This window comes from Telluria sp. LT1R51-2, assembly GCF_059685775.1.
This window is the reverse complement of the sequence record NZ_JCASIM010000001.1, coordinates 2,387,859-2,403,615: the sequence shown is the minus strand read 5'-3', so window position 1 is coordinate 2,403,615 and position 15,757 is coordinate 2,387,859. Positions and strand designations below refer to the sequence as shown.

The window sequence follows — 15,757 nt, the reverse complement described above, 5'->3', positions numbered from 1 at the left end:
AACAATTGATTTATTGAAGTTGGCAAACAATTCGACTCTGACCCTAATTTTGATTTGGGGTTATTGGGGTGGGGTGGGTTTTTGCGGGGTGGGGAGCATGTCGGTGCCGACCATGTCGAAAATGCTCAGTTGGCCGCCCAGGCGGATGAAGAGTTCCTGGTAGAGGGCGCCGGTGTTCATGTTGCCCCATTCGACGGCGCGTTTGATCAGGTAGGGCGTGGGGCTGTGCGGCTCGAGATGGGCGAGGTAGGCGGCGGCGGCGGCCAGGCAGGCGTAGGCATCGGCGCGGTCGCGGAATTGGGGCGGTTCGGTGCTGTTTGCTGGCGATGGCGCGGGCGGTGGTTCGATCGGCTTATCAGCGGGCGGCGGGGTGCGTGCTTGTTGTTCGGCGTACAGGCGGGTGAGGATCGCGTGGACCTGGTCTGCCAGTGCGCTCAGGCGTGGCGTGCTCGCGCCCGGATGCGCGTCGAAACTGCGGTGCACGAGGATGATCGCCTCGTGTGCGTCTTCCAGTGCCGTGATGCGCTCGCTCAGCATCGCTGTGGGCAGGGACTGCAGTGCGGTGTCGGCGGTGTCGTGGCCGCCATGGTCCGGCGTGGCGTGCTCCAGATCGGCCCAGGTGTGGGCGCGTCCATCTTCCATTGTCAGCAGCGGCGCCTGGCTTAGCGTCGGGGTCAGTTTCTGGTCAAGCCAACCGAGGATGTTCGCGCGGGCGTCAGCGTTGTCGTTGTCCAGCTGCGGATGCAGCGTGGTCCAGTAACGATCGCACAGCGTGTGCACCAGCAGCAGGCAGGGGGCCAGCGCGACCAGGCCATGTTCGTGGACCTGGGACTCGCACAGCCACGCGGCCAGTTGCAGGTCCTTGCCCTGGGTGCGCAAGGCGCCGGCGGCCAGATTGCTCACGTGGGGCCAGTCCGAGCGTTTCGGTTGCCGCTGCCAGACCCCGCGCGGCTGGACGTCTTCGTCGCCCTGGCGCGCTTCGATGATGGCGCGGTAGACGCTGGTCGCGCGGGCCGGCAGGCCGGTCGGGTTAATGGGATCCACCGGCGCTGCCAGCGCCTCGAACGCGACGCCGAGGTGGCGCAGGAAGTGGTCGTCGGCGCGTCTTGTCAGGTCGCCGTTTGGTGGAACTGGTTCAGGCATGGGGCTCTCCCGTGAATGTGGCCCGACAGAATAGGGCGCCAATAAAGGCCACACTGTAGCGCAAATGTGGCCGGCAGGTCAGGCGCCAGAGGTCGACGTTGAACCCGAAGCCGAACCCGAAGCTCGTGCCGAGGTCGACGCCGAAGCCGCCGGCGTCATGGCGCCGATAAGCAGCGTGGCCCGCAGCCCGGGATGGTTATCGGCCAGCGTCAAGGTGCCGCCATGCAGCCGCGCCACCGCCGAGACCACGCTCAGGCCCAGCCCCACACCCGGCGTGCCGCGGCTCGCGTCCACCCGGTAGAAGCGCTCGATGACGCGCGTGCGTTCGTGCACCGGGATGCCGGGGCCGTTGTCGGCCACGACGATCTGCACGGTGTCGGCATCGATGCGCTGCGCAGAGATCGCGATCGCGCCGCGCACTGGCGCATACTTCAATGCGTTATCGACCATATTGCCCAGCGCCTGCGCCAGCAGCACCGGGTCGCCCACCACATGCAGGTCGTGCGGGCCGTCAAAGCCCAGCGCGATGTCCTTCAGTTCGGCGACTGGCGCATAGAACTCGGTCACTTCGGCGCCCAGCGCCGCCAGGTCGACGTCCACGAAACCGCCACGCCGGCTGCCGCTGTCGATTTCGGCCAGCCGCAGCAAGGCATTGAAGATGCCCATCACGCGGTCGACATCATCGATCGCAGCATCGATCTCGACGAAGGTCTCGTCCGGCGCCGGCCGTGCCACTGACAGTTCCTCGAGCCGTGCACGCAGTTCGGACAGCGGTGTGCGCAGGTCGTGCGCAATCGCGTTCGAGACATCCTGCACGCCGGTTACCAGATGCTCGATCTGGTCGAGCATGCGGTTCACGGTGCGCGTCAGTTGCTGCAGCTCGTCGCCATCGCCCGGTTCGACCAGGCGGTGCGACAGCTTGCCTTCGATGATCGAGGCAGTGGTGTCGCTGATGCCCTGCATGCGGCCCAGCAGTGCGCGGCGGATCATCAGCCCACCCAGCGCGGCGCTGAGCAGCACCGTGATCGCGCACCCAAGCAAGCCATATCCGAACAGGCGTTCGAGCTTCTGGAAGCGGTTCAGGTTGCTGGCCACGAGCAGCCGGTAGCCGTCTTCCAGCGTCACGCGCACTAGCTCCACGTTGCGCGGTACGTCGTCGACCACGATCGTCACCCGGCACAGGCCATCGCGGTTCGGTACACCCTCGGGCCAGGCCTGCAGGTTCCCCGCCAGCTTGGCGCCGTCGGGCGCAACGAACAGCATGATCTTGCGCACGCCGTCGTTCACGCCGTGGACCTGGCTGTCAATCGCGGCGGCCAGCGCGGGCGGGCCCTGGCGGATGAACAGGTTGCTCAGGTGCTGCGCGTCGGACTTGAGCAGCTGACTGCGCACCTCGCCGATATTGGTATGCCACGCGTACCATAGCGGCCCGGCGAACATCGCCAGCACCAGCAGCGTCACGAGGCCATAACCGATGGCGATCGTGCGGGCGGAAAAACTGGGCAGCCTGAGCATGGTGTACGCCTTGGTCAAGGCTGGTCGGTCAGCATGTAGCCGGCATTGCGCACCGTGCGCAGAAGGGCCGAAGGAAAGCCGGCGTCGATCTTTTGCCGCAGCTTGCTGATGTGGACATCGATGACATTGGTTTGCGGGTCGAAGTGGTAATCCCACACGTTCTCGAGCAGCATCGTGCGCGTGACGACCTGGTTGGCATGGCGCAGCAGATAGGCCAGCAGCTTGAATTCGCGCGGCTGCAGCGCCAGTTGCTTGCCGGCGCGCGTGACGCGGTGCGCCAGCATGTCGACACTCAGGTCGCCCAGCGTCATGACGGTTTCGACGGCCTGGCTTTGCGAGCGGCGCAGCAGCGCGTCCAGGCGCGCGAGCAGTTCACCGAACGCGAACGGCTTGGTCAGGTAGTCGTCGCCACCGGCGCGCAGGCCGCGGATGCGGTCGTCCACGCCATCCAGCGCACTCAGGATCAGGATCGGCACCCGGTTGCCCTGCTGGCGCAGCGTTTCGATGAGCGCCAGACCATCGATCCCGCCGGGCAGCATGCGGTCCATGACGATCGCGTCATACGGCTCGGTGACGGCGTAGACCATGCCGTCGCGGCCATTGTCCGCATGGTCGACTGTATGCCCGGCTTCGCTCAGGCCTTTGGTGACGAAGCGCGCGACGCGCTCGTTGTCTTCGATGACGAGCAGTTTCACGGCGACCTCAATGCGCTTGCGGCTGCGGTTCAGACGTTTCCGCGACCGCCTCGCCGTCGGCCGGTGTGTCATCGATATGCGTCGGCGTCTTGGCCCGCGACGCGACGATCACGTAGAACAGCGGAATCAGGAACGTGGCCAGGAACGTCGCGGTCAGCATGCCGCCGATGACGCCGATGCCCAGCGCGTTCTGGCTGCCCGAACCGGCGCCGCTCGACAACGCCAGCGGCAGCACGCCCAGGATGAACGCCATCGATGTCATGATGATCGGACGCAGTCGCACCTTGGCCGATTCGAGCGCCGCTTCGACAATGCCCATCCCCTGCATCTGCAGTTCGCGTGCGAATTCGACGATCAGGATCGCATTCTTGGCCGACAGGCCGATGGTGGTCAACAGGCCCACCTGGAAGAACACGTCGTTTTCCATGCCGAAGGCCGTTGCCGCGCTCAGGGCCCCGAGAATACCGACCGGCACCACCATGATGACCGAGATCGGGATCGCCCAGCTTTCATACAGCGCGGCCAGGCACAGGAACACAACCAGGATCGACAGCGCATACAAGAGCGGTGCCTGCGAGCCGGCTTGCGACTCCTGCAGCGAGATGCCGCTCCATTCGAAGCCGATGCCTTCCGGCAGTTCGCCCACCAGGCGCTCCATGATCGCCATCGCCTCGCCGGAACTGAAGCCTGGCGCCGGCTGGCCCAAGATTTCGGCCGACTCGATGCCGTTGTAGCGCGCCATCGCCGGCGAACCCCAGGCCCAGCGCGCACTGGCGAAGCTCGAAAACGGCACCATCTCGCCGGCGCCGTTGCGCGCGTAGAGCAGCTTGATGTCGTCCGGGTTCATGCGGAACTGGGCATCGGCCTGCACGTACACGCGCTTGATGCGGTTGTCCGTGTCGAGGAAGTTGTTGATGTAGCGCGAGCCCCAGGCCGTCGAGAAGGTTTGGTCGACTTCGGTCAGGTTCACGCCCAGCGCGGCGGCCTTTTCGCGGTCGATGTCGATCTTGTAGGTGGCGTTGTCGGCCTGACCCGTGAAGCGCACGCGCTGCAGGTTCGGTTCCTTGCGCGCCAGTTCGAGCAGCTGGTCACGTGCCTTGGCCAGCGCGTCGTGCCCCAGGCCACCGCGGTCCTGCAGCTGCAGCGAGAAGCCGTTGGCCGAACCCAGGCCGCGGATCGATGGCGGTTCGACCGTGTTGATGGTCGCGCCCTGGTAGTTGGCGTAGCGCGCCGCGATCCGGTTGGCCAGCGCCGACACACCCAGCGCCTCGTCCTTGCGCTCGTCCCAGGTCTTCAGGCGCACGAACAGGCGGCCCTGATTCTGGCCGCGCTGCGGCTGGCTCGCGCCATTGGTCATGAAGGTGGCTTCGACCACTGCCGATTCTTCCTTCAGCAGATACTGGCTGATTTCTTCCAGCACGCGCCCCGTCGTTTCCTGGGTGCTGCCGGCCGGCGTCTGCACCTGGACGAACATATAGCCCTGGTCTTCCTTCGGCAGGAAGCCGCCGGGCAGACGCATGAACAGGGCGATGACGGCGCCGACCAGCACCAGATATACCACCATCCACAGCGCGCGGCGGCCCAGGATACGCGTCACGCCGCCTAGGTAGCGGTCGCGGGTGGCATCGAACGAGCGATTGAACCAGCCGAAGAAACCCTTCTTTTCATGGTGATCCGGATCGACCGGCTTGAGCATCGTGGCGCACAGCGCCGGCGTGAGCGTCAGCGCGATGAACGCCGACAGCAGCATCGAGGCCACGACCGTCAGCGAGAATTCGCGGTAGATCGCGCCGACCGTGCCGCTCGAGAAGGCCACCGGCACGAACACGGCCGACAGCACGAGGGCCACGCCGATCAGCGCACTGGTGATCTGGCTCATGGCCTTGATCGTCGCCTCTTTCGGCGGCAGGCCGTCTTCGTGCATCACGCGTTCGACGTTTTCCACCACCACGATCGCATCGTCGACCAGCAGGCCAATGGACAGCACCAGGCCGAACATCGACAGCGTATTGATGGTAAAGCCCAGCCCCGACATGATGCCGAACGTGCCAAGCAACACCACCGGCACCGTGATCGACGGGATCAGGGTGGCGCGGAAGTTTTGCAGGAACAGGTACATCACCAGGAACACCAGCACGATGCCCTCGATCAGTGTGTGGGTCACGCCCTTGATCGATGTTTCGATGAAGGGCGTGACGTCGTTCGGATACACGGTGCGCAGGCCGGGCGGGAAGAATTCGCCCAGCTCTGTCAAGCGTGCGCGCACCGCTTCCGCGGTGTCGAGTGCATTCGCGTTTGGCGCGAGCTGGATGCCCAGGCCCGATGCCGACTTGCCGTTGTAGCGCACGTCGACGTTGTAGTTTTCAGGCCCCAGCGCCACGCGCGCGACGTCGCCGATACGGACCGACGAGCCATCCGGCTGGACCTTGACCAGGATGCGCTTGAATTCCTCGGGCGTGCGCAGCATCGTCGCCTGGTTGATGGTGGCGCTCAGGGTCTGGCCCTGGACCGCCGGCGTGCCGCCCAGCTGGCCGCCCGAGATCTGCACGTTCTGCGCGCGGATCGCGTCCGTCACGTCGAGCGGCGTCAGTGCAAAACTTGTCAGCTTGACCGGGTCGAGCCAGATGCGCATCGCGTACTGGGTGCCGAACAGGTTCATGCTGCCCACACCCGGCATGCGCGAGAGGGGATCCTGGATGTTCGAGGCGACGTAGTTGGCGATGTCGAACTTGGTCATGCTGTCGTCGTCCGAGACGAACGCCGCCACCATCAGGAAGTCGGACGTTGACTTGGTCACGCGCAGGCCCGATTGCTGGACCTCGCTCGGCAGGCGCGGCACCGCCGCCTGCAGCTTGTTCTGCACCTGGACCTGGGCGATGTCGGGGTCGGTGCCGGCAGCAAACGTCAGCGACGTCGTGGACTGGCCCGTGTCATCGCTGGTCGACTGCATGTACAGCAGGTTGTCGATCGCCGTCATCTGCTGCTCGATCACCTGGATCACGGTGTTCTGCATGGTCTCGGCCGACGCGCCGGGGAAGCTCGCCTGGATCTGCACCGATGGCGGCGAGACGGGCGGATACTGCTCGATCGGCATCTTGAGCAGTGCAATGCCGCCGATCAGCATGATCAGCAGCGAAATGACGATCGCGAAGATCGGCCGGTTGATGAAATACTTTGGCATCTTGGTTTATTCCTGGCGCGCGGCGGTGGCTGCGGCAGGCGCCGTGGCTGCTGGCGCTGCTGTGGGCGCCGCTGCCGGTGCTGCCGGCGCTGCGGCGACCTTGACGACGGTGCCAGGGCGCAGCTTCTGCACGCCGCTGACGATCACGCGTTCGCCGGCTTTGAGGCCGTCGTCGACGAGCCAGAAACCATCGACCAGCGTGCCGGTGCGCACGGTGCGCAGTGCCACCTTGTTGTCCTGGCCGACGACCATCACGGTGGCTGTGCCCTGCGGCGTGCGCGTCACGGCGGTCGCGGGGACGCGCATGACCGCCTGACGCACACCCTGGCTGACGCTCGCGCGCACGAACATGCCGGGCAATAGCAGCTTGTCGGGGTTCGGGAAACGCGCGCGCAGCGTGACCGAGCCGGTGGCCTGGTCGACCGTCACGCCCGAAAATGCGAGCGTGCCGCTGCGGGTGTAGGTGCTGCCGTCTTCCAGTTGCAGGCTGACCTTGGCGGCGTCGGTACCTTCCATGCGCACGCGGCCGGCGGCGATCTCGCGCCGCAGCGCCAGGCCTTCGCTGCTCGACTGCTGCAGATCGACGTACATCGGATCGATCTGCTGGATCGTCGTCATCAGGGTGGCGGCGCCGCCCTGCACATACGCGCCCTGGGTCACGGCCGACACGCTGCTGCGGCCCGCGATCGGCGCGGTCACGGTGGTGTAGCCGAGGTTGATGCGGGCCACGTCCAGTGCGGCCTTGGCAGCGGCGACATCGGCCGCCGCTTCGAGTTGCGCCGCCTCGGCGGTCTCGAATTCCTGCTTGCTGACCGCGTTTTCTTTCACCAGCACGCGGTTGCGGTTCAGTTGCGAGACATTGCTGGCCAGCGTCGCCTGCGCCCGTTGCAGCTCGGCTTCGGCGCTCTTGACGGCGGCGCGGTACGGCGCCGGATCGATCAGGTACAACGGCTCGCCCTTGCGCACGTCGGCGCCCTCGGTAAAGCGGCGCTCCTGCACGATGCCGTCGACCCGGGCCCGGACCTCGGCCAGCAGGAACGGCGCCGTACGGCCGGGCAGGGCGATGTTCAGCGCCACGTTCGTGGTGGCCATGGTCAATACGGCGACTTCGGGCACCGCTGGCGGGGCAGGCTTGGGGTCTTTGCCGCAGGCTGAGAGCAGCGCGGCGGCCGTTATGGCGGTCGCCAGCGCCGGGCGGCGCGGAAGGGTCATCGAGGGCATGGGTGTCGGATCCGTTTGCAAGGTGGAGAGCGTATTGTTCCCTACCTTCGACTATGCCCGGCGCAGGCTTAAACGTGGGTGGCTAATTCGTTAAATATCGTTAATGTTGGCGCTGCCAGCCTCAGCCTCAGCCTCAGCCTCAGCCTCAGCCTCAGCCATAGCCTCAGCGCCAGTGACCGCGTCGGTATGCGATCGCGAGCAGCGCGATGGCAGCCATGGACCAGGTGATGCCGGTGACGATGGAACCTTCAATGCCGTAATCCCCGCCGGACAGCCATGCCGGACCGCTTGTCGATACCTGAAGCCAGCCGCGAGCGGGATGGCCGGAGACAGAAACCGCGAACACGGCATCACACAAGAAATTCCATGCGAAATGCAGGCCGATCGGCAGCCACAGACGGCCAGAGAGCAGATAGGCGCCGGAGAGGGCAAGCGATGCCGCCGCCGTCATCGCCGCGCCCAGCACGCTGAAACCTTCGTTCGGCATGTGGGCGACAACAAAAATCACGGTCGACACGCCCAACGCAATTTTCGTGCCCCAGAATTTCTGCAGCATGCCGAAGACAATGGCGCGGAACACGATCTCCTCGAAGATGGCCACCATGACTTGTTCGGGAAAAGGCTTCAGCAGCACACCCGGCGCCACTGCGCCAGTGATGATGAAGGCGCCACTGGCCAGCAGTACCGAATATGTCGCCACGACGAGCAGTACGCCGATGCCGAGTCCGCGCCATAGTTCACGGCCCGCGCCAGCCAGAGCCAGCTCAGTGACCGGGCGGCGTTCCAGACGCATGACAAACCAGCGATAGCCAGCGACCGCGACAGCAGCCGACAGCAGCATGGGCCAGCCGAGGCGCAGCGGTTTTGGCACAATTTCGGTAAGACCCAGCGTGACAAACATCGGCACGATTGTCGCCAGGATGCCCACGATCGCCAGGATCAAAGGATAGTGCAGGATGCGGGTGCGCAGCGGCATTGCGGACGGTACGGCATAGTGCTGGGTACTCATGACAGCTCCTCGTGGTTGGTTCGCTCGCGCGCGGCATGGATCCGTGCGCCAAACGGTCGTGCTTCCAGCGCAGCAATTGCTTGCGCCAATACTTCCGACAGCGGGTATGCCAGATCTGCATCCAGCGTCGCAGCGGCCGCATTCGTCGCCGCCCAGCAGCGCTGCAGTTGTGGCAGCAGCGCGCGCCCTTGTTCCGACAACCCGATCAGCTTTTGCCGTCCATCTTCGGATGACATGCGGATAACAAGCTCTTCCTTCAGCATCAATGCAAGGGTCTGCGTTGCCGCCGGCTGCGTGATGCCGGCACTTGCGGCAATGTCGCCAATAGTGCGCGGCTCACGTACCGCCAGTGCGCGCATGACGGGGGTATAGCGCGGGCGGTAGCTCAGGCCGGCCTCCGTATAGGAAGCCGCCACTGCGCCGTCGAGCAGCTCGATAAGATGGCGCAACTTGGTGCCGAGTCCTTGTTTCATATTTTGATCATACACTCATTTACATAAGCGCTTATATAAATTTCAAACGCTGCTGTTTGACGAGGCAAAATTGAAGCTGTTCATGAAATTGACTGAAGCTTGTCAGAAGCCTGATGCATGCATCCAGTCAACGATTGCTACTGGCGCAGGCTGCGTCAACACGCAGGGAACCAGAAATGTTCATGGGGAGGGTTAAGCCTTCCCGATCCCCAAGAAAAGCGTGTCGCCGCGTATTTCACGCTTCACGCGCTGCTGGAAGAGGGCATTCCCTTGCGGCCACTCGCCGTTGCAAGCGCTGGTGGCGCCAGTTTCACGGCTGGGGCATCCGGTCTCTGTGCATGGAGATGGGTGAGGCGCCGCACAGGCGTGGCGACAGCCGGCTGCGCACTGCGCGCCGACTGGGGCCACTCCGCAATCGCAGGCCGGCCTGGCCATCGCCCACCAGAATCGCGTGCATCAGACAGCTGCTGCATCCCCGACACCGGCGCGCGCAGGCAACCACAACGCAACTTCAGTACCATCCCCCGGCGCCGACACGATCTCGATCACGCCCCCATGCGCGCTGACGATCTCGCGCACGATGGTCATGCCCAGGCCGTTGCCCGGCACGTCGGGCAGTGCGTTGGCGCGCCAGAACGCGTCGCAAACCTGCTTGCGCTGCTCCGGCGTCATGCCCACGCCCTGATCGCGGATCCGCACCGCGGCGCCCGCCTGGCCGGCACGTTCCTGCTGCAAAATGCGCACGTCGACGACGCTGTCCGGCGCCGAGTAGGCCAGTGCATTGCTCACGATATGGCCCAGCGCCTGCTGCACGCGCGCGGCGTCCGCCGTCACGGGCGGCAGGTCGGGCGCCATGCTCAGCGCAATCCGTTCTGCTTGCGCATCATCGGCAAGCCCGCCCTTGATCCTGGCCATAAGATCGGGTAGATCCAGCAGCGTCGGCTGCAGCTGTGCCGCGCCGCCCGCATCGATGCGGGCCAGCTCGAGCATCTGGTTCACCAGGGCGATCAGGCGCGTGGCCTGGCGGTGGATGATGTCGATCAGCTCGCGGCCGGTGGCGGCGTCGAACTCGCGCTTGAGGAGCAACTCGGAAAACCCGAGGATGCTGGCCATCGGCGTGCGCAGTTCGTGGCTGGCGGTGCGAAAGTAATCGTGGCGCCGCTGGTTTGCAGCGCGCACCCGTTCGCGTTCCGCGCGCAGGCTGTCCATGTCGCGTACGGTCGCCACCAGGTGCACATGGTCGTCGAGCGTCATCGCCGCGATCGAGATCTCGGCGGCAAAACTGCTGCCGTTCACACGCCGGGCATTGCCCTCATGGCGCTTGACCACCTGCGGCGCCATGCCGATCAGGACGGCCGACGACTGGCCAGTCAGGACGGCGCAGGGCGAGCCGAACAACGCCTCGGCTGCCGGATTGCACGACTGGATCCGGCCCCCGGCGTCGAGCAGCAGCACGGCGTCGGGCAGGTGTTCGAGCAACGTGCGCAGTGCGCGTGCGCTGCTGCGTTCCCGGTCGCAGGCAGCGCGCAGTTCGATCGTGGCGATTTCGCCGGCCACCATGCCTGCCAGGTCGCGCAGCAGCGCGCGGTCGGCGTCCGAGAATACGCGCGGCGCGGTGTCGATGATGCACAGCGTGCCGATGCGCACGCCGTCGCCGACATCGATCGGCGCACCGGCATAGAAGCGCGCCGCCGTCTCGCCGCGCACCAGCGGATTGTCCGCGAAACGCGGGTCGGCACTGGCATCCTGCACGACCATCACGTCGTCCTGCAGGATGGCGTGGGCGCAGAACGATACCGAGCGGGGTGTCTCGGTCAGCGCCAGGCCGACGCGCGACTTGAACCACTGGCGATCGGTGTCGATCAGGCTCACGAGCGCGATGGGCACCTTGAACAGGTGCGTCGCCATGCGCGTGATGCGATCGAACGAGGCTTGCGGCGGCGTGTCGAGCAGATTCAGGTCGAGCAGCACTTCGTGGCGCCGGGCTTCGTCCGGCGGCAGGGGGGCGGAGGTAGGGCGGGTGTGTTGCGGCGTCTCGTTCATCATGGGGTGTGCGGGATCGTCTCGGGAGCCAGGGAATGCCGATGTCACTGCGTCAGGCAGGGTGGCGCCGGCTTGGTCAGGGACACGCCGTGGCGCCCGGCCGCGTGTCGCGTGAGGACAACGGACCGGCAGGTCGTCGGCAGGTGCGCTGATGCCTTAATAAGTGGCAATTTTCATGCGTGCTGATTTTACCGGTTCACATTGGACTGTCAAGACAAACCGCTGTGTCTGGTAACGCGCGATGAGCACCTGCAACAGCTGCGTGACCGGCGCGCCTAGGCTGCGCCATCCTGTCCGCCCGCCACGGGCAGGTAGAGCGTGACATCGGTGCCCACGCCGAGTTCGGATTCGAGCGCAATACGCCCGCCGTGCAGATCGACGATCTCCTTCAGGATCGTCAGCCCCAGGCCACTGCCTGGCGCCGCCGAATCGCCATCCGCCCGATAGAAAGCCTCGAAGACCTGGGCCTGCTGCTGGGGTGTCATCCCGATACCGCGGTCGCGCACGCAGATCGCCACCATTGGCCGCTCGCCCCATTGTTCGGGCGCGGCGCTCAGTGAAATCGGTGTGCCGGGCGCAGAATACTTGATGCTGTTGCTGACGATGTTGGTCAGCGCCTGCTGCATCTTCTGGGCGTCTGCCGCCAGCGGTGGCAGACCGGGCACGATGTCGGTACTGACACGGTGCGCCTGGCCGAGGCCTTCCAGGCATGCCAGCGTCCGCGTCACCAGATCGGCCACCGGGACGGCGTCGATCCGTAGCTCGTCGATGCCGCCCGCTTCGATGCGCGCCAGATCGAGCAGCTGGTTCACCAGGCTGACCAGGCGGGCCGATTCGCGGTGGATGATCTCGACCAGTTCGCGGCTGACAACGGGATCGAACTCGCGCTTGAGCAGCAATTCCGAAAAGCCCAGCACGCTCGACATCGGTGTGCGCAGTTCGTGGGTGGCCGTCGCGAAATGGCGCCGGCGCCGCTCATCGGTCGCGCGGTTGCGCTCTTCGGCGGCGCGCCGCTGCGAAATGTCGCGCACCGTCACGGCAAACTTCGGGCGCGCCGCCCACGTCATGCGGCAGTAGGAAAACTCGATCGGGAAGCGGCTGCCATCCAGGCGCCGCGCCAGCGCCTCGTAGCGCGTGCCTTCGCGCAGCTGGCCCGTGCGGCGCCGGCGCAACAGGTCTTCGTCCATCAATTCGCGCAGCGGCCGGCCGGTGAGCATCGGGCCACTGGCGCCGAACAGCGATTCGGCTGCCGGGTTGGCGGCCACGATATTGCCTTGCGCATTGAGCATCAGGATGCCGTCGGGCAGGTGGGCCACCAGCGCCTTTTCCCAGCCTTCGGGGGCGGGGCGACCTGCCGGCCGCGCACGCAGCTCGTCCCCGGCGATGGCGGCCAGGTCGCGCAGCGTGGCCATCTGTTCGTCATCGAAATGGCGTACCTGGGTGTCGATCACGCACAGTGCGCCGACCGGGCTGCCGTCCGGCGCGGCCAGTGGAATGCCCGCATAGAAGCGCACGTCGGGCGCACCGGTGACGAACGGGTTGTTGGCAAAACGCGGATCGAGGCGCGCGTCATCGACGACCAGGCCGTCTTCATGATGGATCGTGTGGGTGCAGAACGAGGTCACGCGTGTGGTTTCGTGCAGGTCGATACCGACGCGCGACTTGAACCACTGGCGGTCGGCGTCGACCAGGGCGATCAGCGAGATGGGCACGCCGAGCAGGCGGCAGGCCAGACGCGTGATGCGGTCGAACCGTTCTTCGGGCGGGGTATCCAGCAGGGCCAGCTCGTGCAGCGCGAGCACACGTGCCTGGTCGGACTGGGGAACGGCATGCAGCGCAGCCGAAGTCGGGGCAACCAGTGGGCGTCGGTCCGGCTTGGTGTGCATGATCTGGGTCCTGTCAGTCCGGCGTCGCCGCCGCGTCCATGTCACTGAAGATGTGTTCGATCCGGTCGCGCAATTCAGGAAAGCGCACCGGCTTGGAAAATACCGGGATGTCATCGGGCAGACCCATCGACGTGATCGTCGCCCGATCGAGTCCGCTGATGACGATGATGGCCATGCTGCGGTAGCGCGGGTCGGCGCGCAGCGTGCGCACCATCCGGAAACCATCCATGCCCGGCATGTTCAGGTCGCTGATCAAGAGGTCGGGCCGGGCTTCGCCGATCCGGATCAGCGCGTCGAAGCCATCGCGCGCCTTGATCAGCTGCGCAGCCAGGCCCCAGCCAGAGATTTCCAGCTCGTACAGGCGCAGCAGGGTGGCATCGTCGTCGGCCATCACGATGCGCCGGCCGGCGGGCGCCGGCCTGACATTGGGCGCTGGCGCAGGGTGACCGCCAGTTACCGCATGATTGCGCTGCGCGACCAGGCGGTGCACCGATGTGAGAAGAATACGGCGGTGACCGCCGGCGGTTTTCCAGGCTTGCAGCACGCCGCTTTCGACCCAGAGTTGCACGGTCCGGTGCGACACGCCGAGCAGGCTCGCGGCCTCCTTGGTCGAGCAGACTTCTGCTGAAGCGGGGTCGGCCGGCGCCGGCGCTGGGCTGCTGTGCGATATCATGTAATAGAATTGTGCAGGTGGTTAAAAGCCTCCCGACCAGAGGCTGATCATCCACCCCGACCGCGTCCTCATACTGAGAGCACATCGGGAAAAACCGGATGGAGCCGCCTGGATGCGCAACTAATACGCATAGGCAAGTCAGCAATCTATCAAATTATCACAAGTTACGATAGTGAAACGCGATAAGTAGTTTCTTCATTGTAACTTGTGGTGATGGGAAATGGTGCATTATTGCACTTTCACAGTCACCGTGACCGTGCCGCTGGCCCCTGGCGCCAGTGTGCCCGTGATCCCCCATTCGACCTTGCCGTTCGCGCCCACGTCGGGCTTGACGGCGACCGTGCAGGCCAGACTGGCGGGCAGCGTACCGCAGCTGCTGTCAGCGTAAGTCGTAAAGGCCGGTGTGCTGTCTTCGATCTTCAGTTGTGTCAGCGTCGTGGTGCCGCTGTTCTGGAACGTGATCGTATACAGGACTGTGCTGCCCGGCGTGGCGTTGGCCTTGTCGACCGCCTTGGTCAGCTTGAAGTCGTCACAGGTCTGGCAGATGCCTTCGACCGTCACCACGATTTCGCCCAGGCCGATGCCGAGCAGCTTGAGCAGCGGATCGGCCACACCACTCAGCACCGGCGCGATCAGCGGGCTCACCACATTCTTGACCAGTGTCTTGACCAGCGGTTCGACTGCGCCCTGCACCACGCCCAGGGCAGGCATGCTGCGCACCTGCAGGTTTGTCACCAGGCTGTTGGCCGCGTTCGTGATGAACGTCGTGCTCGAGGCCACGGTGCGCGTTTGCGGGAACGTGCCCGACATCGTGACGCTTGTCGCGAACGGCGCCTGACCGCGCACGATGCTCTTGATGTCGAGCGGGATGTTCACCGACACCAGTCCCAGCGCCGCGGCCTGGAGCGAACCGATGGTGCCGAAGTCGACGTCCGAATCCAGAATCGCGCGGCTGCGGTTGAAGAACACGCTGTCGTCGATCTTGCCGATGAAGATGTCGGACACGCCAGGCGCCACCTGCAGCGTGACGGCCCTGGTGGCAGCGTCCACGGCGGTCAAGCTGCCCTGGCCGCGCGCGACTTCCACATACACGTCGAGCTTGCCGATGGCGACCGACGCGCTTTGCAGCAGACCCAGTCCGACCAGCGAATTGGTGGCCGGCGCCAGCGACACCAGGTCCATCTTGAGCTTGAGGCGGATCGCGGCCGAATGGAAGGTCGAGCCGGTCGGGCCGCACACGTACACCGGCGGCTCGATCACCTGCGCATACAGTTGCAGGTTGTTGACCACCCCGGTCGCGCCCAGCAGGCCGCCCGAGATGCCGACCGGCTGCGGTGTGGTCAGCACGTTGCGGCGGTTGTACAGCTGGACCAGGCCGGTGAACATGTCGAGCGCATTGACCGTGCTGGTGCCGAGCGACCCGGTGTCGGCCGTCACCTGGAGCAGGTCGCCCAGGCGTACGGTGCCGCCCACGCCATTGAGTTGCGAGGCCAGGCCGGACAACGCCCCCGCCAGCTGCGGCCTGGCCTCGGCCTGCGCCTGGACCGCCAGCGCGTTGGCGACCTGCGCCAGCGTGACGTTGGCGCCCAGCGCCTGCGCCGGGGTCGAGACGCCCAGGTTGGTCTGCAGCACGTTCAGGAAACTGAGCAGGTTCAGGTTGCCGCCGGCCAGCGCATTCCAGTCGACCGCATTGAGCGAAACGCCGCTGCCGAGCATCCCGCCCAGCAGCGGGCCGAGCAGGGCGCTCTTGCCGGTGTCGACGCTGGCCAGGCGCGGGCCGGCGGTGATGCAGGCGCCGGTCACCGTGCAGTCGGCCTTGGCCGGCAGGGCGCCCAGCAGGCAGGCGAGGGCAACGAAGACGCGCAGCCAGGCATGGCCAAGGCGGGAAGAGAGCAGTGCGAAAGTCATGTCGGTATCC

Annotated in this window: 11 protein-coding genes; all 11 read right to left on the bottom strand. The window is 65.6% G+C overall.

All coding sequences use genetic code 11. The annotated features are described in order from the left end of the window. Positions 1 to 60 precede the first annotated feature (60 nt). A complete protein-coding gene (gene tssA / locus AC56LH_RS10430) occupies positions 61 to 1,143 on the bottom strand; it encodes a type VI secretion system protein TssA (protein ID WP_499645882.1) in 1,083 nt (360 codons plus the stop codon). A gap of 78 nt (positions 1,144 to 1,221) precedes the next feature. Continuing rightward, positions 1,222 to 2,658, bottom strand: coding sequence for an ATP-binding protein (locus AC56LH_RS10425; RefSeq protein WP_499645881.1), 1,437 nt, complete (start codon positions 2,656 to 2,658; stop codon positions 1,222 to 1,224). A gap of 14 nt (positions 2,659 to 2,672) precedes the next feature. Beyond that, on the bottom strand, positions 2,673 to 3,353 hold the full coding sequence (locus tag AC56LH_RS10420) for a response regulator transcription factor (RefSeq protein WP_499645880.1): 681 nt from the start codon (positions 3,351 to 3,353) through the stop codon (positions 2,673 to 2,675). Between the two features lie 7 nt (positions 3,354 to 3,360). Then, positions 3,361 to 6,534: an efflux RND transporter permease subunit gene (locus tag AC56LH_RS10415; RefSeq protein WP_499645879.1), complete on the bottom strand. Its 3,174-nt coding sequence runs from the start codon at positions 6,532 to 6,534 to the stop codon at positions 3,361 to 3,363. A 6-nt stretch (positions 6,535 to 6,540) separates the two neighbouring features. Then, the gene (locus AC56LH_RS10410) at positions 6,541 to 7,755 is read right to left on the bottom strand and encodes an efflux RND transporter periplasmic adaptor subunit (protein ID WP_499645878.1); all 1,215 of its coding nucleotides are present in this window, start codon (positions 7,753 to 7,755) and stop codon (positions 6,541 to 6,543) included. 163 nt (positions 7,756 to 7,918) lie between these two features. Next, positions 7,919 to 8,764, bottom strand: a complete 846-nt coding sequence (locus AC56LH_RS10405; protein ID WP_499645877.1) for a CPBP family intramembrane glutamic endopeptidase — start codon at positions 8,762 to 8,764, stop codon at positions 7,919 to 7,921. Then, complete coding sequence (locus tag AC56LH_RS10400; protein ID WP_499645876.1) at positions 8,761 to 9,237, bottom strand: MarR family winged helix-turn-helix transcriptional regulator; 477 nt, start codon at positions 9,235 to 9,237, stop codon at positions 8,761 to 8,763. Before AC56LH_RS10400 ends, AC56LH_RS10405 begins: the two co-directional genes overlap by 4 nt. 456 nt (positions 9,238 to 9,693) lie before the next feature. Then, on the bottom strand, positions 9,694 to 11,283 hold the full coding sequence (locus tag AC56LH_RS10395; RefSeq protein WP_499645875.1) for a sensor histidine kinase: 1,590 nt from the start codon (positions 11,281 to 11,283) through the stop codon (positions 9,694 to 9,696). 272 nt (positions 11,284 to 11,555) lie between these two features. Beyond that, the gene (locus tag AC56LH_RS10390; protein WP_499645874.1) at positions 11,556 to 13,166 is read right to left on the bottom strand and encodes a sensor histidine kinase; all 1,611 of its coding nucleotides are present in this window, start codon (positions 13,164 to 13,166) and stop codon (positions 11,556 to 11,558) included. 13 nt (positions 13,167 to 13,179) lie between these two features. Continuing rightward, on the bottom strand, positions 13,180 to 13,839 hold the full coding sequence (locus tag AC56LH_RS10385) for a response regulator (protein WP_499645873.1): 660 nt from the start codon (positions 13,837 to 13,839) through the stop codon (positions 13,180 to 13,182). A gap of 228 nt (positions 13,840 to 14,067) precedes the next feature. Continuing rightward, positions 14,068 to 15,747 carry a hypothetical protein gene (locus tag AC56LH_RS10380; RefSeq protein ID WP_499645872.1) on the bottom strand — a complete coding sequence of 560 codons (1,680 nt, stop codon included), beginning with the start codon at positions 15,745 to 15,747 and terminating at the stop codon, positions 14,068 to 14,070. Between the last annotated feature and the right edge of the window lie 10 nt (positions 15,748 to 15,757).

What these genes read in the sequence shown, in the direction of transcription:
- tssA (WP_499645882.1), bottom strand. Translation starts at nt 1,143, where the DNA reads ATGCCTGAACCAGTTCCACCAAACGGCGACCTGACAAGACGCGCCGAC.
- AC56LH_RS10425 (WP_499645881.1), bottom strand. Translation starts at nt 2,658, where the DNA reads ATGCTCAGGCTGCCCAGTTTTTCCGCCCGCACGATCGCCATCGGTTAT.
- AC56LH_RS10415 (WP_499645879.1), bottom strand. Translation starts at nt 6,534, where the DNA reads ATGCCAAAGTATTTCATCAACCGGCCGATCTTCGCGATCGTCATTTCG.
- AC56LH_RS10410 (WP_499645878.1), bottom strand. Translation starts at nt 7,755, where the DNA reads ATGCCCTCGATGACCCTTCCGCGCCGCCCGGCGCTGGCGACCGCCATA.
- AC56LH_RS10405 (WP_499645877.1), bottom strand. Translation starts at nt 8,764, where the DNA reads ATGAGTACCCAGCACTATGCCGTACCGTCCGCAATGCCGCTGCGCACC.
- AC56LH_RS10400 (WP_499645876.1), bottom strand. Translation starts at nt 9,237, where the DNA reads ATGAAACAAGGACTCGGCACCAAGTTGCGCCATCTTATCGAGCTGCTC.
- AC56LH_RS10395 (WP_499645875.1), bottom strand. Translation starts at nt 11,283, where the DNA reads ATGATGAACGAGACGCCGCAACACACCCGCCCTACCTCCGCCCCCCTG.
- AC56LH_RS10390 (WP_499645874.1), bottom strand. Translation starts at nt 13,166, where the DNA reads ATGCACACCAAGCCGGACCGACGCCCACTGGTTGCCCCGACTTCGGCT.
- AC56LH_RS10385 (WP_499645873.1), bottom strand. Translation starts at nt 13,839, where the DNA reads ATGATATCGCACAGCAGCCCAGCGCCGGCGCCGGCCGACCCCGCTTCA.
- AC56LH_RS10380 (WP_499645872.1), bottom strand. Translation starts at nt 15,747, where the DNA reads ATGACTTTCGCACTGCTCTCTTCCCGCCTTGGCCATGCCTGGCTGCGC.